This is a genomic window from Actinoplanes sp. KI2 (assembly GCF_025630775.1).
GTDB lineage: Bacteria > Actinomycetota > Actinomycetes > Mycobacteriales > Micromonosporaceae > Actinoplanes.
Genome location: NZ_JAOSZE010000011.1, coordinates 162,664 through 185,376, shown reverse-complemented (window position 1 = coordinate 185,376; position 22,713 = coordinate 162,664). Strand labels below are relative to the sequence as shown.

Here is a 22,713-nt window from a genome sequence, read left to right as displayed (position 1 = left end):
CAAGCAGACGTACGCGGACGGTGGCCGACCAACCGCAATACCGCGAACCGCCCCGCCACCGCGACCCAGGCGATCCGGCACGCCCGGACCCGCGACCGCCGGGCAGAGCTGCCGACAAAGACCAACCCCGCCCGCCGCCGCCCGCCGCCGGCCGCCGCCCCCGCCGGCCCGCCAGGCCAACGCATCTCGCGCAGAGCGGGAGCGCCTGTGCTCGACGCGGGCGACGCCGGGGGTCACGGGACGAGGGCGACGAAGCCGAGGCCCGTCGTGCGCTCCGCCAGGTCGAGGGCGGCCGTGGGCGGCCATGGTCGCGTCCGCCGTCGGTGTGGCGCCGAGGGCGCCGAGGGCCACGTCCACCGGGCCGACGCCGGCCACGTCCACCGGGCCGACGCCGGCCGCGTCCGCCGCGCGGTCGCCGGTGGATGCGCACCCGGGGGTCGAGCGCGGCCAGCCGGTCGAGCGCCCCAGCGTTGCGGCCCACCGCCGTCACCGTCGCGGCGTCCTCGGCGAGCGCGAGCAGCACCGCCGCGCCGCCCAGCCGGCCCGTCGCGCAGCGGCATCGGGCCACAACGTCGTGCGCTGGATGTTGACCGAGGCCGCCGCCCGCGAGGTGCTGGTCGACTGGGAGCGGGAGGCGCGCAACCTGCTGGCCCGGCTGCGGGCGATCGCGGGCCGGCATCCCGGCCACCCGCGGGTGACCCGGCTGGTGGCCGAGCTGACCGCGGCGAGCCCCGAGGTGCGCGAGTGGTGGCCGCAGTACGACATCCAGTTCAGCCACGCGGGCCGCAAGCGTTTCCGGCATCCCCGGCTGGGCGAGATCACCGTGTCGCACGCCGCGTTCCACGTCGCCGAGCGGCCCGAGCAGACATTGGTGGTCTACCAGCTGCCGGACAGCGCGACCGACCGCTGACCCAGCGGCCGGGCGTTTCGCCGGGCGTTTCGCCGGGCGTTTCGCCGGGCGTTTCGCCTGGCGGAAGCGGACGCGGGCGCGGGCCCGAGCGCGACGGTAGGGTCCCGCTCGTGACAGATGCGGCGGCCGAAGGTTCGGAAATACGGGACGAACCAGGCGACGCCCGCGGCGGCGGCGTCGCGAGCAGGCCGCAGCCGGGCGCTCCCGGTGCCCTGATGATCGTCATGCTGGGGCTGGTCACGGCGGTCGGGCCGCTCTCGATCGACATGTATCTGCCGGCGTTTCCGGCCATCTCGCACGACCTCGGCGTGTCCGCGTCTCAGGTGCAGCTGTCGCTCACCGCCTGCCTCATCGGGGTCGCGGGCGGCCAGCTCGTCTGCGGGCCGCTGAGTGATCGGTTCGGGCGGCGGCGGCCGGCGATCGCGGGCCTTGCGGCGTACGCAATCCTCTCGTTCTTGATTGCTCTTTCGCCCTCGGCGCCGGTGCTGATCGGGCTGCGGCTGCTGCAGGGGCTGGCCGGCGGGACCGGGGTGGTGGTGGCCCGGGCGATCGTGCGGGATCTGCACTCCGGTGCGGCGGCGGCGCGGTTCTTCTCGCGGCTGACGCTGATCTACGGGCTGGCGCCGATCCTCGCGCCGAGCCTGGGCAGCGCGGTGCTGCGGGTCAGCTCGTGGCACGGCATCTTCGTGGCGCTCGGTGTCCTGGCCACGCTGCTGACGATCCTGCTGGCGGCGCGGCTGCCGGAGACGCTGCCGGTCGAGCGGCGCACGGCCGGCGGGCTGCGCGCCACCGTGCGGCTGGCGAGGCCGCTGTTCGGGGACCGCTCGTACGTCGGATACACGCTGGCGTTGGGGCTTGCCTTCGCTGCGTTGTTCGCCTATCTGGCCAACTCACCGTTCGTGCTACAGGACGGCTACGGATTGTCGCCGACGATGTTCTCGCTGCTCTTCGGCCTGAACGCGGTCGGACTTACCGCGCTGAGCCAGGCCAACGCCCGGCTGCTCGACCGGTACCCGACCCGCTCGCTGCTGGTCGCCGGGCAGTGCGGGCAGGCCCTCGCCGGGCTGGTGCTGACCGGCTCGGCGCTGGCGGGCAGCCTGCCGGGCGTGGTGGCCGGCCTGTTCCTGCTGGTCTGCACGATCGGGATGATCCAGCCGAACGCCACCGCCCTGGCGCTGGAGACGCACGGCGACCGGGCCGGCACCGCGGCGGCCGTGATGGGCGGGATTCAGCCGGTGGTGGCCGCGGTGCTGGCGCCGCTGGCGGGGCTGGGCGCGATCGGGACCGGCGTCCCGATGGCCGTGCTGATCCTCGGATGCGCGTCGGCGAGCCTGTTGACGGTCATGCTGCTCACCCACGAGCGCTAGCGGGAACGCGCGGCCGCGAACAGGGCCTCCCGCATCGCCGCCTCGGGGGCCGGCACCACGCCGGTGAACTGCTCGAACTGGCTCAACGCCTGCCCCAGGAGCAGGTCGAGCCCGGACACCACCGGCACGCCGGCCCGCTCGGCCGCCGCGGCCAGGGGCGTGGGCCACGGGTCGTAGATCGCGTCGAAGAGCACCGTCCCCGGCCGCCACACCACCTCGGCGGCGAGGTGGTCGGCGGCGCCCTTGGGCACGGTCGAGATCACCGCGTCGGCCTCGAAGAGCGACGCCGCCGCCGTCCAGTCGGCGCCGAGGAGCTTCACCCCGAGCGCGTCGGCGGCCGGTCGGAGCTCCTCGCGCGCGGCGGGCCGGCGGGTCACCACGGTCACCTCGGTCGCGCCCAGCGCGGCCGCCGCGCCCAGCGCCGCCCGGCAGGTGCCGCCGCCGCCGAGCACGGTCACCGACGGTTGCGCGCCGAGGCCCGCGGCACGCAGGACCCGGACCATCCCGGCGACATCAGTGTTGTCGGCGCGCCAGGAGCCGTCGGAGGCGCGTACGAGAGTGTTGGCCGCGCCCGTTGCCAGCGCGACCGGTGTCGCCGTCGCGGCAAGGCGCAGCGCCTGCTCCTTGAGCGGCATGGTCAGCGACAGGCCGGCCCACGAGTCGTCGAAGTCGTCGATCACCCGGGACAGCTCGGCACACTCGATCGCCACGTAGCTCCAGCCGATGAGCCCGGCCGCCGCGAACCCGGCGTTGTGGATCACCGGGGACAGCGAGTGCCCGATCGGACTGCCGAGCACGGCGGCCCGGCGGCGAGGTGTGTCGGCGGACGTCACCGACACACCCTAGCCGGTCACTATCCGCAGAGCGGAATGCCGTTCCTGCAGGCGATCTGGATGTTCGCGTTGTGCTCGGCGAGCGTCTTTCCGTATTTCATCGTGCCCTTGTTGTCGACGCTCACGAAATAGAAGTACGGGAAGTTCGCGGGCGGATTCATGGCGCCCTCGAGCGCGGACTTGCCGGGGCTGCCGATCGACCCCGGCGGCAGGCCCGCCTTGTCGTACGTGTTGTACGGGTTCTTCGCGTCGTGCATCTCGGAGACGGTGAGGTGCTCGGACGCCTTGCCGCCCTTGCCGGTGACCTTCAGCCAGTAGTTGACGGTGCTGTCCAGCCCGAGGCAGTTGCACGGGAACTTGTTCGAGTACGCCCGGTTGTAGAGAACCCGGACGACCTTGCCCATGTCCTCGTCCTTGAGCGCCTCCGCCTGCGCGATCGACGCCGCGACCAGGGCCTCGTTCGGCGAGATCGACAGGTTCTTCTGCACCGTGTCGGCGAAGCCCATGTCCCCGGTGACCGTGAGGAACCGCTGGATCATCACCTGCAGGATCTGCTCGGCGCTCAGCTTGGGGTCGAACTCGTACGTGTCGGGGAAGAGGAAGCCCTCGACCGTCTTGATCGCGGTCTTGCCGTCGCGCCGGTTGAACCAGTACGCCGGGATACCGAGCGCCACCGGGTCCTTGGCCGCCGTCTCGAAGTCCTTGACCGGGATCTTCGTGGCCTTGGAGAGCAGCTCGAAGGTCTCCGGAACGGTCTTTCCCTCGGGAATGGTGATGCCGGAGGTGATCCGCGACTTCGGGTCGAGGAGCGCGGTGACCGCGTTCTTCGCGGACATCTGCTTCTTCAGCTTGTACGTTCCGGACTGGATGTTCTTGCCGCGCGGATTGTCGCTCGCCGCATTCACAAAGGCCTTTGTGCTTTTCACGACGTCCGACTCGACCAGAGTGTTGCCGATGTCGGTGAGCGTCGAATCCTTCGGGATCGTCACCTGCACGGCCGTCGTGCCGGAGCCGCTGTAGTCGGCCGCGACGAAGAAGTCCTTGACCTTGCTGTAGCCGAAGTAAACCCCACCGCCCAGCACCGCCAACAGGATGAAAGCCATCAAAAAGGCGACGCCGGACTTACCCGAGCCCTTCTTTCCACCGCGGCTCCCCCGCCGGTGGCGAGGTTTTCCGTGGTCGGCGTGCTCGTCGAACGCCAGGTCCAGCTCGTCGATCATCTCTGCCTCCGCTGCGCGTCCAGCCAGCTCTGCAGGATCTCCACCGCGGCCGCCTGGTCGACGACCGCCCGCTGCCGCTTGCCCCGGACGCCGCGCTCGGCGAGCCGTCGGGTTGCGACCACGGTTGACATCCTCTCGTCCGCCAGGGTGACCGGCACTGTGCCGACCGCCTCCGCCAGTCGCCCAGCGTACGCACGAATGTCGATGGCGGCAGGGCCTTCGGCACCATTGAGGCGCACCGGAAGCCCCACCACGATCCCGACCGCCTCGTGTTCCCCCACGAGACGAACGAGCTCGGCTATGTCGCCGGGCACGGCACCAGGCGCCGTGCCCATGTCACGGGCAACCGTGACCAGGGGGGTGGCCAGGATCCCGTCAGGGTCACTTATGGCGACCCCGACGCGCACCTTACCTACATCCACGCCCAGTCGCCTACCCCGCGACAGTGCGGCCATCCGGCCACCCTCCGTAACGTCAGTCACCCGGCGGCCTCAACCACCGCCTTCTCCACGGCCGCTAGCAGCGCCGGAACCTGGTCGGCCGGCACCCCGCCGCCCTGCGCGAGCTCCTTGTTCCCGCCGCCTCGGCCGGAAAGAGCGCCCTTCACCAGATCGGCCGCGGAGAAGCCTCGACTGAGGGCGGCACCGTTGATCGCTACGATCAGCGACGCCTTCCCGTTGGCCCGGGAGGCCACCGCGACCACCGCCGGGCGCGCGGAGTCGATCTTGCCGCGGATCTCCTGAGCCAGCGTACGCACGTCGTTGCCGGCCGCGCCCTCCGGTGCCTCGGTGCCGACGTACGCGACGCCGTGCAGGTCCTTGGCCTGGCCGGCGAGCGCGCCGGCACCGCCGAGCACCATCTGGGCCCGCAGCTTCTCCAACTCCTTCTCGGCGTCCCGCAGCGCGGTCACGGTCTGCTCGACCCGGTCGGCGACCTGCTCGCCGGGCACCCGGAACAGCTCGGCGAGCCGGGACACCAGCAGGTGCTCCTTGGCCAGGAAGCCGAACGCGTCGATGCCGACCAGCGCCTCGACCCGGCGCACGCCGGAGCCGATCGAGGACTCGCTGAGGATCTTCACGAGGCCGAGCTGGCCGGAGCGGGCGACATGCGTGCCGCCGCAGAGCTCACGCGCGTAGTCGCCGACTTCAACCACCCGGACCTCATCGCCGTACTTCTCCCCGAAGAGTGCCATCGCGCCCAGCCGGCGCGCTTCCTCCTGGGAGGTGATGAACGCGTGCACCTCGAGGTCGCGGAGCAGCACCTCGTTCACCTGCTGCTCGACGTCGTGCAGCACCGCGGGCGAGACGGCCCCGGGCGTGTTGAAGTCGAACCGCAGCCGGCCCGGCGCGTTCAGCGAACCCGCCTGGGTGGCCGACTCGCCGAGGAAGTGCCGCATGGTCTGATGGATCAGGTGGGTCGCGGTGTGCGAGCGCGAGATCGCCCTCCGCCGGGTCACGTCGATCTCGGCTTCCGCCGACTCGCCGGCGCGTACCTCGCCGCGGATGACCCGGGCCTTGTGCACGATCAGGCCGGGAATCGGCTGCTGGACGTCGACGATCTCGACCTGACCGGCCCCGACCCGGATCACGCCGGTGTCGGCCTGCTGGCCACCGCCCTCGGCGTAGAACGGGGTGGTGTCGAGGACCAGCTCGACGAAGTCGCCCTCGCCGGCCGCCTCGAGCCGCGCCCCGCCGCTACCGAGAAGCGCACGAACGCGCGATTCACGGGAGATCTCCTGGTACCCGGTGAACTCGACCGGGCCACCGGCATCCAGCACGCTCCGGTAGGCGGACAGGTCGGCGTGGCCCGTCTTGCGCGCGGCGGCGTCCGCCTTCGCGCGGGCCCGCTGGTCGGCCATGAGGCGCCGGAAGCCGTCCTGGTCGACCGACAGACCCTGCTCGGCCGCGATCTCCAGGGTCAGGTCGATCGGGAAGCCGTAGGTGTCGTGCAGCTGGAAGGCCTGCGCCCCGGACAGGTCGGCGATGCCCGACTTCTTGGCGTCGGAGATCGCGGTGTCCAGGATCGTGGTGCCCGCCCGCAGCGTGGACAGGAACGACTCTTCCTCGGCGTACGCGTAATCGGAAATTCGCCCGAACTCCTCGGCGAGCTCGGGGTACGACGGCGCCATGCAGTCCCGGGCCACCGGCAGCAGCTCGGGCAGCGCCGGCGCCTGCCAGCCGAGCAGGCGGATCGCCCGGATCGCCCGCCGCATGATCCGCCGCAGGACGTAGCCGCGGCCCTCGTTCGAGGGGATCACGCCGTCGCCGATCAGCATCAGCGCGGTGCGCACGTGGTCGGCGATCACCCGCAGGCGGACATCGTCCGGGTGGCTCTCCGAGGCGGCGTGCCCGGAGTGGGCGCCGTACTTCTTCCCGGTCATCTCGGCCGCGCGCGCCAGGATCGGGCGCACCTCGTCGATCTCGTACAGGTTGTCGACGCCCTGCAGGATCGACGCGATCCGCTCGAGGCCCATGCCGGTGTCGATGTTCTGCTTCGGCAGGTCACCGACGATGGTGAAGTCCTCCTTCGACCGCACGTCGGTGATCTCGTGCTGCATGAAGACCAGGTTCCAGAACTCCAGGTACCGGTCCTCGTCGACCTCCGGGCCGCCCTCCGGCCCGTACGAGGGGCCGCGGTCGTAATAGAGCTCGGAGCAGGGGCCCGCCGGACCCGGGATGCCCATCGACCAGAAGTTGTCCTTCTTGCCGCGCCGGACAATGCGGGAAGCAGGCATGCCGGTCTGCTTCCAGATCTCGATGGCCTCGTCGTCGTCCAGGTAGACGGTCGCCCAGATCCGGTCCGGGTCGAGCCCGAACCCGCCCTGGTCGACCGGCTTGGTGGACAGCTCCCAGGCGAGCGGGATGGCGCCGGCCTTGAAGTAGTCGCCGAACGAGAAGTTGCCGTTCATCTGGAAGAACGTGCCGTGCCGGCTGGTCTTGCCGACCTCGTCGATGTCCGGCGTCCGGATGCATTTCTGGACGCTGGCCGCGCGCGAGTACGGCGGGGTGCGCTGCCCCAGGAAGAACGGGACGAACTGCACCATGCCGGCGTTGATGAACAGCAGGTTGGGGTCGTCGATGGCCGGCAGCGGGGCACTCGGCACGACCGTGTGCCCGTTGGCCTCGAAATGCGCGAGAAAGCGCCGCTTGACTTCCGCCGTCTTCATCGGTTCCCCTCCTGGGCGTCATCCAGCCCGTCTTCGAACAGCTCACCCTCGGCGAACGCCTGGTTGATCTGCTCCTGCCGCTCGGTCATCCCTTCGCGGACGTCCTCCACGAAGCTACGCACCGACTCGACCAGCCCGCCAGCCGATTGCGACAGCGAGGTCGCGATGCCCGACGGGGTGAACTCGTTCGCCTTCTTGGTCATCTTGCGAACGACGAGGGCGCCGACGGCCAGGCCCACGCCCAGCCACAGGAGGCGCTTCATTTTGCTTTCCCCTTCGAGTTAGCGCCGGGCCTTACGGCGCTGCTTGATCGTCTCGCGGACCTCGCGGTCCTCCTCGGCACGCCGCCGGTTGTTCACGGCCTTGCGCAGGCCGTAGCCGAACGAGGCCACCTTGACCAGCGGGTTCGCGGCGGCCGCGGCCACAACCGTGGACAGGTTCGCCACGTTGGCGGTGACGTGCGCGGCGTGCTCGGTGATCGTGTCGACCTTGGCCAGCTGCAGGTTGACACCGTCCAATGAGACCTGCACCTGGCCGAGGGTGGTGTTCACATTCTCCACCGTCTCGTTGACGTTGGTCAGCAGCGGGCCGGTGCGGTCGTTCAGGTCGTTGATCGCCCGGGTCGCGGCGTCGACGGTCCGGCCCAGCTTCAGGATCGGCACCGCGAGCACGATGACGAGCATCAGGAAGGCGCCCGCCGCGATCAGTCCTGCGATTTCTCCGGCGTCCATCTGGCGCTTCTCCTCTACGGGTGGCAGGTCAACGTGCAGACCTTACCGGCCGTGACGGCCGCCCGCTTCACGACGCCGCGGGTGTCGGCGTCAAGAGCGGATCGTCGGAGAGCGTCGGGACGGGTGTCTCGCCGGTGAGCGGCTTGTCCTGCTTCGGCTCGGGCTTGCCGCGGGTGTCGGAGATCGCATTCTGCACGTGGATGCTGACCGTCGACCCCACGCACTTCTTCGGCTCGGGCGTCGCCGCGTCCGACGGCAACGTCACCGCGTCCTGGGCGGCCACCTGGTCCACGGCGCACTCGGGCTGCCGCACCCAGAGGTCCAAAGTGAACTCGTCTCGCTTCCAGCAGCTGTAGGTGCCCTGGATCGGGGTCTCCGGGCACTCCGAGACCTTCCACGACGACCAGCCGGCCTTCTTCAGCGCCGCGGTGTAGGTCGCGGTGGTGTCCTCGATCGGCTTCGAGGACTGCGCGATCCGCTCCCGGAACCGGCAGTCGATGAAGCACCACCGGCTGCCGCTGCCGTTGTCGCGCACCTGCTGGGCGGCCCACGAGGGCACGGCGAGCGAGTCGAGCGAGCCGAACACCGGGTCGTTGCTGGCCGACCGCAGCCCGAACAGGACGGGCAGCAGCACCAGCACCACGACCGCGAGCGAGAGCAGCGTCACCACCCGAAGCCGCCGCTGCGTGCGCATCTTGTTCCGCAGCTCGTCGCGCGCTCCGCGCAGGCCTTCGCCGGCCTTTCCGGCGGCTTGCGGGGCTTCTTCACCCATTTGCGGTACGCCCGGAGCACCCGTACGCGGATCGGCGGGGCGATTGACTCCCGGTGCGAGAGTCCCCTTCGCCGCGGCGGCCACGGAGGCGGCCCCTACCGAGGCGGCTCCCACGGACGCGGCGCCCACCGATGCCGCGCCTTTGAGGGGAGCGCCCACGGACGCGGCGCCCTTGGGCGGAGCGCCTACTGAGGCGGCGCCCTTGGGCGGAGCGCCTACCGACGCGGCGCCCTTGGGCGGAGCGCCTACCGACGCGGCGCCCTTGGGCGGAACGCCTACCGACGCGGCGCCCTTGGGCGGAACGCCTACCGACGCGGCGCCCTTGGGCGGAACGCCTACCGACGCGGCGCCCGCCGGGCCTTTCGGCGCGGTGTCGACCGAGGCAGCGCCCACCGACGCGGAACCCACCGAGGCGGAGCCGACCGAAGCCGCCCCGACCGAAGCCGCACCAACCGAAGCCGCACCAACCGAAGCCGCACCAACCGAAGCCGCACCAACCGAAGCCGCACCAACCGAAGCCGCACCGACGGAGGCCGCGCCGACCGAAGCGGCGCCCGCTATCGAGGCCGCGCCGGCCGAGGCCGAACCGCCGCCACCGCCCCGGCCGCCGTTCCGACCCGGTGCCGCACCGCGCGGACCCGGACCGGCCTGAGCCGCACCGACCCGGCCGGGCAGCGGCTGACCCTGCTGGCCGGAGACGGGGCGCCCCGGCAGAGGTTGGCTGCGCTCGGGATCGCGGAGTCCACGCGGGCCCGCACCCGGCTCGCCCGAAACCGGACGGCCCGGCAGAGCCTGACTGTGCTCGGGATCGCGGAGACCACGCGGCCCCCCACCCGGCTCCCCCGAAACCGGACGGCCCGGCAGACCCGGCCCGCCGGAGACCGGACGGCCCGGCAGACCCGGCTCGCCCGAGACCGGACGGCCCGGCAGACCCGGCTCGCCCGAGACCGGACGGCCCGGCAGGGCTTGGCTGTGCTGCGGGGAGCCACCGAACGGCGGCCGGCCCGGCGAAACCGGACGGGGCGCCATCCCGCCGGCCCGCGACCCGATCGGCCCGGACGGCATGTCCACCGGCCCCGAAGGCGCGTCGTCGACATCGGGGCGCCGGCCACGCCGACCGCCGACCGGCCCCGAAGGCATCTCGTCCACGCCGGGACGAGGCCCACCCGGACCACGCTGCACACCAACCGGGCCGGACGGCATCTCATCCACGCCGGGACGAGGCCCACCCGGACCACGCTGCACACCAACCGGGCCGGACGGCATCTCATCCACGCCGGGACGAGGGCCGATCGGGCCGGAGGGCATGCCGTCGCTGCTCGGCGGCGGGCCGGCAGCGCCCGGAGGCATGCCTGGAGCACCCGGACCGGTCTGCGTCATGCCGGTGGCCGGGCCGTTGCGCGGGCCGCGACCGCGGGGCTGGCCGCCGGGGGCGGGGGAAGTGTCGCCGGGTCGCTGAGCGGCGCCGCCCGCCATCGCGCCGGCGCGTCCGGGGACCGCCGGGGCGCGCGCGCCCTGCCGGCCGGGCACCACCGGGGGCATGACCTTCGCCGACGCCCGCGCGGCGCCCGCGGCCGGCCCGCCGGGACCGCCCGGACCGTTGGGACCGCCGGGACCCCCCGGACCACCGGGCCCACCCGGACCGTTGGGACGTCCCGTGCCGCCGGGACCACCCGCGCCGCCGGGACCGCCGGGACCGCCCGTGCCGGGGCCGCCCGCGCCGGGACCGCCTGGGCGGCGACCGGGGTCGCCGTTGGGGCCGCTCTGGGCCGGGACCGGGCGGGCGCCGCGGCCGCGGCTCGGGGGTTTGGCGCCGGCTAGGTCTTCGGCTCGGCGTCGGCCGGTGGTTCCGCCGTCGTCGGGCGTGCCGTGCCGGCCGGTGCCCTCGCCGGCGTCGCCGCCGTGCCGGGCCGAGCCGTGCCGGCCGGTGGTCTCGCCGTCTTGATAACGCGGCCCGGTCGGGAAGTCACCCGCGTCGCCGCCATGCCGACCGGTGGACACGCCACCGTTCGTAAAATCCGGCCCACCGCCAGGGCCGTCGCCGGCGCGCCTGGGCCCGGCGTCGTTGCTGGGGAAGGCGTCACGCCGGACGTTCGAGTCGCCGCCGTGCCGCCCGGTCGACTCGCCGCCGGAGAAGCCGTCACGCCGCCCGGTGGACTCGCCGCCCGGGAAGCGGCCGCCGCCGTGCCGACCGGTGGACTCGCCCCCCGGGAAGCCGTCGCCGCCGCGCCGCCCGGTGGACTCACCAGCCGGGAAGCCGTCGCCGCCGTGCCGACCGGTGGACTCGCCGCCCGGGAAGCCCTCGCCACCGTGCCGCCCGGTGGAGCCGTGCCGGCCGGTGACGTCGTCGGAGTAGCCCGCTCTGCCACCGGGGAGGTTCGCACCCCCGCCGGGGATGCCGGGACCGCTGCCGCCCGGGAGTCGTCCACCCGCGGGCGGCCCGGCCGGCGAGGCCGGCTGCGGCGCGCCCGGCATCGGCGACCGGCCACTCTGCGGCGGTCCGTCGGTGCGGAAACGATCGCGCGGCCCGGCCGACGAGGTGGGCCGGGACGCCGGGGACACCGGGCGCGACGCGGGCGAGACCGGGCGCGACGCCGGCGACACCGGGCGCGACATCGGCACCTCGGGCGCGTTGCCGGAGAGCGGCACCGACGGAATCGGCCCGGAGGTCGACGGATCGAGCGCGGGCGAGCCGTGCCGGGTGGCGTAGGAGGCGTCGTCGGCCGACCCTCGCCGCTGACCGGGAATACGCGGCTGACCGGGAAGCTGCGGCTGACCGGGCGCACCCCGGCGGCCGGCGGCACCCGGCGAGACGGGCGCGGCGCCCATCGGACCCGCCGGATATTGCCCCGCCGGGCCCTGGCCGGACGGGTCCTGACCAGAGGGCATCGGTGCGGACGGGCCGCGGCCGGGCGGTACCCGGCCCGGCGGCATCTGCTGGGCCGGCGACACCGGTCCGGCGATCTGCCGCGGCACCGGGTTCGGCCGGGGACCCCGGCCGCCGGGCGCGCTGACCGGCCCGGGAGCGGGCCGCCCGTCGTCCCAGCCGCTGTCCCGCCGCCCGGGAGCAGGACGGGAGTCGTCCCAGCCGAAGGTGTCGTCGGGGCGGCCCGGGGCCGGACGGGAGTCGTCCCAGCCGGAGGCGCCGTCGGGGCGACCCGGGGCCGGACGGGAGTCGTCCCAGCCGGAGGCGCCGTCAGGGCGGCCCGGGGCCGGACGGGAATCGTCGTATCGGGCGGGCGGGGGCACCGGGCCCGACCGCGGGGCGGCCGGGTAGGCGCCGCTCCCCGCCTGCCAGCCGGGTTGGGCGGGCGGCTGCGGCGCGTCACGCCGGCCGGGCGCCGGCATCGCGCCGCTCGGGGCCTGCCAATCGGGCTGGGCGTCACGCCGACCAGGGGCCGGGTGCGCGCCGCTCGGAGCCTGCCAATCGGGCTGGGCGTCACGCCGGCCCGGGGCCGGGTGCGCGCCGCTGGGCGACTGCCAGCCGGGCTGGGCGTCGGGCAGGCCGGCGCTGAACGGCAGATCGTCGTCGGGGTCGTCGTCGGGGCCGGGCGCCACTCGGCCGCTCTTGCTGGGGCGGGTCTCGCCGACCAGGGTGCCGGGGCCGATCGCGCCGCGCTGTTCCTTCGCGGTGCGCAGGTCGTCGAGCCAGCCGGTCTCCTCGCGGGGAACCTCCGCCGGCTCCGCCGCCTCGGGGCGCCCTCGACCGAACCGGCGGCCCTTCTTGGCCCCGGTCCCGTTGCGCAGGTCGGCCTCGTCGTCGGGCCGTTCGGCACCGCGCGAATTCACGGCTGTTCCTCTCCGGCGGCGTCGCCACTGTCGTCTGCCCTGCTCACGGCCTCGTCGGCCGGCTTGGTCGGTGCGGCCGCCGGTGGCGGTACCGGCGGTTCGTCCCCGTCCGGCGCCACCGGGGGCGGCGCCAGGTCGGTGCTAACCGAAGAGCGTGACGCATCCGGGCCAGATCCACCACCCGCCGCGCGGTCGGGTGTCGGCACCGAAGCGACCTCCGGGGGACGGGGCGGGGCGGCCAGGCCCCGGACGATCCGGCGCAGCCGCGGCACCCGTTCGCTCACCGCGCGCTCGGCGCCGTGCTCGGTGGGCTGGTAGTACTCGGCCTCGACAAGATCGTCGGGGATGTACTGCTGGGTGACCACGCCGCGCGGGTCGTCATGCGGGTATTTGTAGCCGCGACCGTGACCAAGACCACGCGCGCCGGGGTAGTGCGCGTCGCGCAGATGTGCGGGCACCGCACCGCCCCGACCGGCCCGCACGTCCGCCATCGCCGCGCCGAGCGCGCTGGTCACCGTGTTCGACTTCGGGGCGGTGGCCAGGTGCACGACCGCCTGGGCGAGGTTGAGCTGGCACTCGGGCAGGCCGATGAGCTGCACGGCCTGGGCCGCGGCGGTGGCCACGACCAGCGCCTGCGGGTCGGCCATGCCGACGTCCTCGCTGGCGAAGATGACGATGCGCCGGGCGATGAACCGCGGGTCCTCGCCGGCCACCAGCATGCGGGCCAGCCAGTGCAGCGCCGCGTCCGGGTCGCTGCCCCGCATGCTCTTGATGAATGCGCTGATCACGTCGTAATGCGCGTCGCCGTCCCGGTCGTAGCGCACGGCCGCGACGTCGACCGCCTTCTCCGCGGTGGTCAGGTCGATCTCGGGACTGCCCTGGGCCTGCGCCGTGGACGCGGCCGCCTCGAGTGCGGTCAACGCCTTGCGCACGTCACCCGACGCCAGGCGTACGAGATGCTCCTCGGCCTCGTCGGAAAGGGTGACGGCGCCGCCCAGCCCTCGTTCGTCGGTGAGCGCGCGGCGCACCAGGCGTCGAACGTCGTCGTCGCCCAGCGCCTGCAGGGTGAGCAGCACGCAGCGGGAGAGCAGGGGCGAAATGACCGAGAAGTACGGGTTTTCCGTCGTCGCCGCGAGCAGCGTGACCGTCCGGTCCTCGACCGCGGCAAGCAACGAGTCCTGCTGGGTCTTGCTGAAGCGGTGCACCTCGTCGATGAACAGGACGGTCGGCGGCCCGCCGTGCCGGCGCTCGCGCCGAGCCGTGTCGATCACCGCGCGCACGTCCTTCACGCCGGCCGACAGCGCCGACATGGCCACGAACTTGCGGTTGGTGGCGGCGGCGACCAGGTGCGCGATGGTGGTCTTGCCGGTGCCGGGCGGCCCCCAGAGGATCACCGACATCGGGCTCGAGCCGGTGACCAGCTGGCGCAGCGGGCTGCCGGCGGCGAGCAGATGCTCCTGGCCGACCAGCTCGTCGAGGCCGGTGGGACGCATGCGGACGGGCAGCGGCGAATCCGCGGACGGCGGGGTGAAGGCCGCGACCGGCGACGCGGCCGAGACGCCACCCGGGGAAGCCAGCGAGAAGAGCCCGTCCGTTTCCATCGGCACCGACAGTACCGGCCCGCCGAGCGATGCCGGAAATGCACCAATCGGGGGAGCCGGTACCTAAATCAGCCGGTATTGAAATCAGCCGATGCCGAAATCAGCCGCGGCCCGGGCGACGTCCGTAGAAGCGGCGGCCGGAGCCGGAGCCGGTGCGCGGGCCGCTGCCGAAGCCGGCCAGGTAGAGCGAGAGCAGCAGCAGTCCGATCAGCACCAGGGTGTTGAAGTTGAACAGATCGTGGGCGCCCAGGTCGGTGTTGAGGAAGTCGAGCAGGAGCGCGAACGCGAAAACGATGGCTGCGGCGATGGCGAGCATGCGGTTCCTCCGGGGATGAGAGCCTGTGGCCTGCGATTACCCACCGGAGTGGCAATGCCAAACTCCAAACTCCACCGTGGAGTCAGCCGAGCGAATTGATCGCCTGGGCGACGACCAGCGCGGCGATGATCAGAGCGATCGTCGACTCGAGCGCCATGCCCGACTTCGCGCCGCGGGTCATCGGCAGCGTGTCGGTCGGGCTGAACGCGGTCGCGTTGGTGAACGCGACATACAGATAGTCGGCGAACCGGGGTTCCCAGTCCTTGTGGGCCATGTCCGGCGAGGTCATCGGGGGAAAGAGGAAGTCCGGGTACGGGTCGGTGCCGCGCGCCCGGGCGGCCGGCCCGCCACGGTCCAGCTCCCAGAACCACACCGCGAAGGTGAGGATGTTCATCAGGTAGATCCCGCCGCCGACGAAGAGCCGCTGGCCGGGCGTGCCGGCGTCGTGCTTGCCGACGATGTCGCGCACGAGCATCGCCACCGAATAGACGGTGCCCAGGCTGACCACGGTGATCAGGCCGAGCGCAACCATCCGCAGCGCCGGGATGTCTCGCTTCACCCGGCCCGGGTCGGCCGCGTTCAGCACCACGACCAGCGCCACCTCGATCACCGGCAGCAGCCACCGCGGGCCGGGGGTGAGCCGGTCGGGCAGCAACCACTGCAGCGCGATCACCGCCGCGATGGCGGTCGCGACCGGCCAGCGGGGCTCACCCTCGGTGTGCCGCCGCCAGGCCGGTTGCGCGTCGTCGTTGGCGTCGATTGCCCGGGACTCAGTTCGAGTGCTCGACCGGGGCCGCCTGGCCGCCGGTGCCGGGGGTGCCCGTGGTCGCCTTGGGCTTGGCGTCGATGCCGGCCTCGAGGCGCTGCTGCGCGGTGATCGGGGTCGGCGCGGTGGTCAGCGGGTCGAAGCCGCCGCGGGTCTTCGGGAACGCGATGACCTCGCGGATCGACTCGTTGCCGGACAGCAGCATGCAGGTGCGGTCCCAGCCGAGCGCGATGCCCGCGTGCGGCGGCGGGCCGTACTTGAACGCCTCGAGCAGGAAGCCGAACTTGTCCTGCGCCTCCTCCGGCGAGATGCCGAGCAGGTCGAAGACCCGGCTCTGCACGTCGGCGCGGTGGATACGGACGCTGCCGCCGCCGATCTCGTTGCCGTTGACGACGATGTCGTACGCGTAGGCGAGGGCCCGGTCGGGCGCCGACTCGAAGTTGTCGATCCAGTCGGCGTTCGGCGAGGTGAAGGGGTGGTGGACCGCGGTCCAGCCGCCCTCGTCCGTCTTCTCGAACATCGGGGCGTCGACCACCCAGCAGAACGCCCAGGCGCTCTCGTCGATCAGGCCGGACCGCTTGGCGATCTCGATGCGGGCCGCGCCGAGCAGCTCCTGGGCCTCGCGGCGCTCGTTCGCGGCGGCGAAGAAGATCGCGTCACCGGGCTTGGCGCCGACCGCGTCGGCCAACCCGGACAAATGCGCTTCCGACAGATTTTTCGCGACAGGGCCGCGAGCTTCTCCGGTCGACTCGTCGAGCACCACGTAGGCCAGCCCGCGAGCGCCGCGCGCCTTGGCCCAGTCCTGCCAGCCGTCCAGCTCCTTGCGGGTCTGCGACGCGCCGCCCGGCATGACCACGGCGCCGACGTACCCGCCGGCCGCGATGGCGCCCGAGAAGACCCGGAACTCGGTGCCCTCCAGATACGAGGTCAGCTCGACGAGCTCCACCCCGTACCGCAGATCGGGTTTGTCGGATCCGTAGCGGTTCATCGCGTCGGTCCAGGTGATCCGCGGGATCGGGAGCTGCACCTGATAGTCGGCGAGCTCGCTCCACAGGCGGGACACGATCTCCTCGCCGAGCTCGATGATGTCGTCCTGGGTGACGAACGACATCTCGATGTCCAGCTGGGTGAACTCGGGCTGCCGGTCGGCGCGGAAGTCCTCGTCCCGGTAACAGCGGGCGATCTGGTAGTACCGCTCCATGCCGGCCACCATCAGCAGCTGCTTGAACAGCTGAGGCGACTGCGGCAGCGCGTACCAGGTGCCGGGCTGCAGCCGGACCGGGACCAGGAAGTCGCGGGCGCCCTCCGGCGTCGACCGGGTCAGGGTCGGCGTCTCGATCTCGTTGAAGTCGCGGGCGTGCAGCACCTCGCGGGCGATCTGGTTGGCCCGGCTGCGCAGCCGCAGCGCGGCGGCCGGCCCGGAGCGGCGCAGGTCGAGGTAGCGGTACTTGAGCCGGAGGTCATCGGCCGCGGTGATCGTGTCGTCGATCGGCAGCGGCAGCGGCGCGGCCTCGGAGAGCACGGTCAGCTCGCGGGCGACCACCTCGACGGCGCCGGTGGCGAGGTCGGGGTTCTCGTTGCCCTCGGGGCGCGCGTTGACCTCGCCCACCACCTTGACGCAGAACTCGTTGCGCAGGGCGTGCGCGTCCTCCTCCCGGAAGACCACCTGGACCACGCCGGAGGCGTCTCGGAGATCGACGAAGATGACCCCGCCGTGGTCGCGCCGGCGGGCCACCCACCCGGCGAGCGTCACCGTCGTGCCGGCGTCGCTCGCGCGGAGGCTGCCGGCGTCATGGGTACGGATCACGGGAACTCGACTCCTCACCGATGCTTCTCGTCACAGTGCGCAACGGCCATTCTGTCAGGAGTCAACCCTCCACCTTCCAGGAGGTGGCCCGCATCCCGGCGGTGCCGGTGGCGCCCACGTCGGTGACCTCGACCAGCGACATCGACGGCGGGATCGCGGCGGTCAGCACGCACAGGGTCACGCCCTTGCGCACCTCGACGCTGCCGCCCGGCCCGATCGGGCTGTTCCGGATCGCCTGCTGGCAGCCCTCGGCGTCGGTGTTCCCATCCTTCACCTGCGCCCCTGCCGCCGCACCCGGGCCGAGGGTGAGACGCGGCAGGTCCTGCCCGCATCGGCTGTCGTAGCGCAGGTCGCTGACCTTCTCGTCGGCGTTCGCCCGCGGCTCGTCCAGGTCCAGGAAGAGCACGGCCGAGCAGCCCACCTGCACGCGCAGCGGTTCCTGGGCGTACGTGACGGTGAAGCCGGTCGTGCGCGGCCCGGCGGCCGGCGCCCCCGCCCCGGCGGTCATGGTGGTGGCGACCAGCCGCGCCAGGTTCATCGCCCGCCACCCGGCGAACACCGCGATCGAGGACGTGACCAGCGCGAACACGGCGACCAGCACGCCGAGCCAGGCGACCCGGTCGCGGCGCCGCCGGGCGGTCCGCTCGTCGATGCGCTCGGTGGGCCCGTCCGGGATGGTGTCCTCGCGGGGCCGATTGATCGGGTACGGGTCGGTGGGCGGCGGCGTGTTGACGTTGTTCGCGGCGCGGAACAGGGACATGGGGCGGCTCCCGGCGGCTCTCGGCGGCTTCCGGCTTCCGGCGGCTTCCGGCTCTCGGCGGCCTCGGCGCTTCCGGCGGCTTCCGGCAAAGGGCGTAAAGGGGACCTTAGAGAGGTCGATGCCTCGATCCCATCCCCCGGCGAGGGGACTCACCTCCCCGGGCGACTCCGCCGTACGATCGAGGAATGGGGCTCGAATCCCGCACGATCGACCGCGTCGACCGTCAGATCCTCCACGCTCTGCAGATATCCCCGCGTGCCCCGTTCGCCCGCATCGCCACCGTGCTCGGCGTCTCCGAGCAGACCGTGGCCCGCCGGTACCAGCGGATGCGCGGCGCCGGCGTGGTCCGGGTGCTGGCCCGGCAGGAGCCGACCCACCGGCCGAACGCGTCGTACTGGTCGCTGCGGATCGGCTGCCGGCCCGGCAGCGCGGAGGCCCTCGCCGACGCGCTGGCCCGGCGCGGCGACACCGCGTGGATCAACATCGGCGCGGGCGGCGCCGAGGTGACCTGCCAGGCCGAGGTCGAGGGCGACGGCGCGGGGCTGCTGCACCATCTGCCCCGCGCCTCGAACGTGCTGACCTTCAGCGCCCACCAGATGCTGCACCACTTCCCGGGGCGCGGCGAGGTCGACTGGATCCTGCCGGACAACGACGTCAGCGCCGAGCAGCGCCGGTTCCTGGGCGAGGGCATGCCGCCCCGCCTCGGCGAGACCCGCGGCGAGGCCCGGATCGGGCCGGCCGACCGGCCGCTGATCGACGAGCTGACCCGGGACGGCCGGGCGAGCTGGGCCAGGCTCGCCGCGGCGACCGGCTGGAGCCAGCGGCAGGTCGCCCACCGGGTCGGCGAGCTCGTCGGCAGCGGTGCGGTCTTCTTCCACCTCGACGTGGCCGAGGCGCTGGTCGGGATGAACTCGGCGGCGAACCTGTGGTTCACGGTGGCACCCGCCCATCTGGCCTCGGTCGGCGCGCGGCTGGCCGACCACGCCGAGCTGGCCTTCGTCGCCGCGGTGACCGGCAGCGCCAACCTGATGGCGGCGGCGCGCGCCCCCGGCGCCCGAGACCTGTACCACTACCTCACCACCAAGATCGCGGCGATTGAGGGCATCCACAACGTCGAGATCGTGCCGACCCTGACCCGGGTCAAGCAGTCCCACTCGCTGATGGTCGGCGGCCTGGTACGCGAGCCACCCCGCTAGCCCGGCCGCCGGGCGTACACCTCGATCTCGATCTTCATCCGCGGATCGGCGAGCCCGCACACCATCATCGTGGCCGCCGGCCGCACCGCGCCGAACGTGCGCCGCAGCACGGGCCAGCACGGCTCGAAATCCTCGCGATCCGGAAGCAGATACCGCACCCGTACGACGTCGGCGAAGCCGCAGCCCGCCTCCGCAAGCGCCGCGCCCACATTGACCAGGCACTGCTCCGCCTGAGCCACGACATCCTCCGGAATCGTCATGCTCCGGTAGTCGAACCCGGTGGTCCCGGACACGTGCACCCACTCACCGTCGACGACCGCCCGGGCGTACCCGATCTGCTCCTCGAACGTGGAACCACTGAGAATCGCGCGTCGCTCCCGCACTTGGGGCCCTTTCCTACAGTCGATTCGTGGACGTCGCTGCGAGGATCATCACCCTGTATCCGGTCGAGCAATGCCCCGGCGCCGTTCTACCAGACGACGACGAGTCCGCCGACCTGTTCGGCGTGACGCCGCGGGAAGGCCAGTCCGAGTTCGCGGCCTCGCCGTGGCGGCCGGTGATCACCGACGTGCGGTCCTGGGACCCGGAGGACTACGGCGCGCCGCACGCCGGCACCGCCTACCGGGCGCTCGCGGTGACCACGGCGGCGGCGCGGATGGCCGGCGGCCGGACGGTTCTGCTGCTGGACTTGACGGTGACCGCGACGCTCGACGGCATCATCCTGGCCGAGCGGGATGCGTACGACCCGGCGGTCGAGATCAAGCTCGGCGCCGCGACGCTGGCGGCCGCCGCGCTCGGCGATCCGGCCCGGCTCGAGGCGGCCGAGTCCCGCCAGCAGATCCTGCTGCTGCCCGGCGGGCTCTTCGACCCGGACGACCTGCCGGCGGACCAGGCCGGGACGCTGCGCAAGCTGCTCGTGAAGGACACCGACATCGGCTATCGGCCCAGCCAGATGGCCGTCCTGGTGCCACCGGACATCAACGGGCCGGACCGGCAGGCCGTCTTCGTCTGGGCGACGAACACGGTCGCGGCGGGTTTCGAGGAGTACGGCGAGCTGGGCCGGCTGCGGACGCTCGGGCTGGTGCTGTCCAACTGCCAGACGATCGCGGCGACGATGGCGGCCCGGTCGATCCGCGCGGCCGCGCTGGCGGAGCTCGACGCCGCGCCGGATCCCGATCTCGACGACGACGCGGAGACGTTGCGCGAGCGGGCCGAGCACCGGATCCGCCGGGTGGCCCGGCTCCGGCACGACCTCAGCCGGCACGCGGAGGTGCACGCCCGCGGGACGGCGGTGCTGGGCGGCCGGCCGTTGCTGAGCTACCACCGGGCGGTCGTCGCCGAGTCCGACCTGCCGACGCTGCTGGCCGCCACCGAGCACCTGCTCGAACAGTTGAGTGCCGCGCTGGCGGTGGAACAGCAGCTGCGCAACGTGCAGGAGGCTCGGGAGACCGCGGCTCAACAGCTCTCGGTCGCGCGTGCGACGCAGGGGCTGCTCAACCAGAGCGAGGCGCTGAAGGCGGCCAGCGTCATCTTCGCCTCGGTTGCCGCAGTGCTCGGGCTGGCGGGGTTGTTCGCACAGGCCGCGGCGATCCCGGGTGCGCAGGACGGGACCTACTTCGGGTCGCTGCCGGGCAGCGTGGTGTTCGTCCTGGCGGTGGCGCTGTTCGCGGTGCTGATCGGCGTGGCGGTGCGGGTCGCCTCGCGCGTGTCGGTCCCCCGGCGATGGCGGGCGACGGCGCGATGGGCCCGGTGGTCCCTGGTCGGGCTCACCTCCCTGGGCATCGTGGCGGCGGCGGTCGGGGTGCTGGTGCCGGTGGGCGTTGCCGTCGCCGGGCTGGGAGCGGTGCTGTTGATTCTGCTGGTGGCGGCCGAGTTCGAGTACGAGAAGACCTGACGCGAGAAGCGGCCCGGGTCCGGTTGCGGACCCGGGCCTGGCTCTCCGCTCAGACGGTCGCCGGCTCGCGGGACGGCTCGGGGGTGGTCGGGGTGGTGGGGCGGACCAGGGCGAAGACCACCAGCGCGCAGAGGATGCCGACCGCGCCGCTGATCAGGTAGCCGGCGTCGAGGCCGGCGGCCGCGGCGCTGTGGATCGCCGCCTCGGGGACCGTGCCGGCCAGGCGGGCGGCCTGGCCGCCGGCGACCGCGTGGCCGGCCGTGGCGGAGCCCAGGTGGGCGGTGACCCGGGAGGCGAAGACGGTGCCGAGGACGGCGACGCCGATCGCGAAGCCCAGCTGGCGGGCGGTGGTCAGCGAACCGGCCGCCATGCCGCCGCTGCGGAGCGGGACCGCGGCCATCGCCGAGGAGGACAGGGTGGGCATGACCAGGCCGACGCCCAGGCCGATCACGACGTAGCCGGGCATCAGCGCCGGCCAGCCGGCGGTCGCGTCGACGAGCAGGCCGAGCAGCAGGCTGCCGCCGCCGATCAGCAGCATGCCGACGCCGATGATCAGGCGCGGCGAGCGGCCGTGCAGGCGGGCGCCCACGATGCCGGAGGCCAGCGCCGCGCACACCGACATGGGCAGGCCGACCAGTCCGGCCCGCAGCGGGGACAGGCCGAGCACCGACTGCAGCCAGATCGAGGTGTAGGTGAAGGCCGAGAACGCCGCGAAGTTGACCAGCAGGCCGGCGATCAGGATGCCGGTGTAGGAGCGGCTGCGCAGCAGGCCCAGGTCGAACATCGGCCGCTCGGTGCGCCACTCGATCAGCACGAACGCGGCGAGCGCGACCGCGGAGACCACGAACAGGCCCCAGGTCTTGGCCGACGACCAGCCCTCGTCGTTGGCCCGGATCACGGCGTAGGTCAGCGCGCCGGCGGCGACCGTGAAGGTCAGCGTGCCCCACAGGTCGAAGCGGCCCGGGCGGCGCTCGCCGTCGTGGCGCAGCGTGGTGAAGCACATGATCACGGCGGCGACGCAGATCGGCAGGTTGACCAGGAAGATCCAGCGCCAGCTGAAAGCCTCGGTGAGCAGGCCGCCCATGATCGGGCCGACCGCGGTGGCGGCGCCGGAGACCCCACCCCAGACCCCGTACGCGACGCCCCGCTCGCGCCCCTGGTAGGAGCTGTTGAGCAGGGCGAACGTGGTGGTGAACATGGCCGCCGCGCCGGCGCCCTGCACGACCCGGGCGGTCACCAGCAGCGCCGGACCGGCGGCGAGCCCGCAGGCCAGCGACGCCAGGGCGAACACGATCAGCCCGCCGACGTAGAAGCGGCGGTGCCCGTGCATGTCGCTGAGCGCGCCGGCGCCGAGCAGCAGCACGCCGAGGGCCAGGGCGTACCCGTCGACCACCCACTGCAGCGCGTTGAACGAGGTGCTCAGGTCGGTGGCCATCTGCGGCAGCGCCACGTTCACGATGGTCACGTCGATGAGCAGCATGAAGGTGCCGAGACACACGGTCACCAGTGGCCACCATTTACGCATGGCTTACTTCCTTCGCTAGTCCTGCTTGCCGCTCCACGATCGGGCAGCGGGCACCGATTC

Annotated in this window: 18 protein-coding genes; 4 read left to right on the top strand and 14 right to left on the bottom strand. The window is 73.0% G+C overall.

Annotated features, from left to right (window positions below):
* Positions 1-304: 304 nt before the first annotated feature.
* Together ODJ79_RS14080 and ODJ79_RS14075 are read left to right on the top strand one after the other, a co-directional pair.
* On the top strand, positions 305-910 hold the full coding sequence (locus tag ODJ79_RS14080; protein WP_263023861.1) for a hypothetical protein: 606 nt from the start codon (positions 305-307) through the stop codon (positions 908-910).
* A 215-nt stretch (positions 911-1,125) separates the two neighbouring features.
* A complete protein-coding gene (locus ODJ79_RS14075; protein WP_263023860.1) occupies positions 1,126-2,277 on the top strand; it encodes a multidrug effflux MFS transporter in 1,152 nt (383 codons plus the stop codon).
* Here ODJ79_RS14075 and ODJ79_RS14070 read toward each other — a convergent pair.
* The 12 genes from ODJ79_RS14070 to ODJ79_RS14015 all read right to left on the bottom strand — a co-directional run bounded on the left by ODJ79_RS14070 (position 2,274) and on the right by ODJ79_RS14015 (position 18,038).
* On the bottom strand, positions 2,274-3,116 hold the full coding sequence (locus ODJ79_RS14070) for a shikimate dehydrogenase (protein WP_263023859.1): 843 nt from the start codon (positions 3,114-3,116) through the stop codon (positions 2,274-2,276). The two genes, ODJ79_RS14075 and ODJ79_RS14070, sit on opposite strands and share 4 nt — an antisense overlap.
* Positions 3,117-3,130: 14 nt before the next feature.
* Positions 3,131-4,330, bottom strand: coding sequence for an endolytic transglycosylase MltG (gene mltG, locus ODJ79_RS14065; protein ID WP_263023858.1), 1,200 nt, complete (start codon positions 4,328-4,330; stop codon positions 3,131-3,133).
* Positions 4,327-4,785, bottom strand: coding sequence for a Holliday junction resolvase RuvX (gene ruvX, locus ODJ79_RS14060; protein ID WP_263023857.1), 459 nt, complete (start codon positions 4,783-4,785; stop codon positions 4,327-4,329). The genes mltG and ruvX overlap by 4 nt, the downstream gene beginning before the upstream one ends.
* Before the next feature lie 23 nt (positions 4,786-4,808).
* Complete coding sequence (gene alaS / locus ODJ79_RS14055) at positions 4,809-7,496, bottom strand: alanine--tRNA ligase (RefSeq protein WP_263023856.1); 2,688 nt, start codon at positions 7,494-7,496, stop codon at positions 4,809-4,811.
* Positions 7,493-7,759: a hypothetical protein gene (locus ODJ79_RS14050; protein WP_263023855.1), complete on the bottom strand. Its 267-nt coding sequence runs from the start codon at positions 7,757-7,759 to the stop codon at positions 7,493-7,495. Before ODJ79_RS14050 ends, alaS begins: the two co-directional genes overlap by 4 nt.
* A gap of 18 nt (positions 7,760-7,777) precedes the next feature.
* Entirely contained in the window at positions 7,778-8,227 is a 450-nt protein-coding gene (locus tag ODJ79_RS14045; RefSeq protein ID WP_263023854.1) for a DUF948 domain-containing protein, read from the bottom strand.
* Between the two features lie 67 nt (positions 8,228-8,294).
* On the bottom strand, positions 8,295-12,788 hold the full coding sequence (locus ODJ79_RS14040) for a hypothetical protein (protein WP_263023853.1): 4,494 nt from the start codon (positions 12,786-12,788) through the stop codon (positions 8,295-8,297).
* Positions 12,785-14,389, bottom strand: a complete 1,605-nt coding sequence (locus tag ODJ79_RS14035; protein ID WP_263023852.1) for a replication-associated recombination protein A — start codon at positions 14,387-14,389, stop codon at positions 12,785-12,787. The genes ODJ79_RS14040 and ODJ79_RS14035 overlap by 4 nt, the downstream gene beginning before the upstream one ends.
* 100 nt (positions 14,390-14,489) lie before the next feature.
* A complete protein-coding gene (locus ODJ79_RS14030) occupies positions 14,490-14,705 on the bottom strand; it encodes a hypothetical protein (protein ID WP_263023851.1) in 216 nt (71 codons plus the stop codon).
* A gap of 82 nt (positions 14,706-14,787) precedes the next feature.
* On the bottom strand, positions 14,788-15,378 hold the full coding sequence (locus tag ODJ79_RS14025; RefSeq protein WP_263023850.1) for a hypothetical protein: 591 nt from the start codon (positions 15,376-15,378) through the stop codon (positions 14,788-14,790).
* A 97-nt stretch (positions 15,379-15,475) separates the two neighbouring features.
* Positions 15,476-17,278 carry an aspartate--tRNA ligase gene (gene aspS / locus ODJ79_RS14020; protein ID WP_263023849.1) on the bottom strand — a complete coding sequence of 601 codons (1,803 nt, stop codon included), beginning with the start codon at positions 17,276-17,278 and terminating at the stop codon, positions 15,476-15,478.
* 61 nt (positions 17,279-17,339) lie between these two features.
* Positions 17,340-18,038: a hypothetical protein gene (locus ODJ79_RS14015; RefSeq protein ID WP_263023848.1), complete on the bottom strand. Its 699-nt coding sequence runs from the start codon at positions 18,036-18,038 to the stop codon at positions 17,340-17,342.
* Positions 18,039-18,223: 185 nt separating this feature from the next.
* On the opposite strand from ODJ79_RS14015, the gene ODJ79_RS14010 reads away from it, so the two are divergent.
* On the top strand, positions 18,224-19,234 hold the full coding sequence (locus ODJ79_RS14010; RefSeq protein ID WP_263023847.1) for an Lrp/AsnC family transcriptional regulator: 1,011 nt from the start codon (positions 18,224-18,226) through the stop codon (positions 19,232-19,234).
* Here ODJ79_RS14010 and ODJ79_RS14005 read toward each other — a convergent pair.
* Positions 19,231-19,617, bottom strand: coding sequence for a RidA family protein (locus tag ODJ79_RS14005; protein WP_263023846.1), 387 nt, complete (start codon positions 19,615-19,617; stop codon positions 19,231-19,233). The genes ODJ79_RS14010 and ODJ79_RS14005 overlap by 4 nt on opposite strands.
* Positions 19,618-19,643: 26 nt before the next feature.
* Between ODJ79_RS14005 and ODJ79_RS14000 the strand changes: the two genes are divergently transcribed.
* Positions 19,644-21,128 carry a hypothetical protein gene (locus tag ODJ79_RS14000; RefSeq protein ID WP_263023845.1) on the top strand — a complete coding sequence of 495 codons (1,485 nt, stop codon included), beginning with the start codon at positions 19,644-19,646 and terminating at the stop codon, positions 21,126-21,128.
* 49 nt (positions 21,129-21,177) lie between these two features.
* On the opposite strand, the gene ODJ79_RS13995 is transcribed toward ODJ79_RS14000, so the two are convergent.
* Positions 21,178-22,653, bottom strand: coding sequence for an MFS transporter (locus ODJ79_RS13995; protein WP_263023844.1), 1,476 nt, complete (start codon positions 22,651-22,653; stop codon positions 21,178-21,180).
* Positions 22,654-22,713 lie beyond the last annotated feature (60 nt).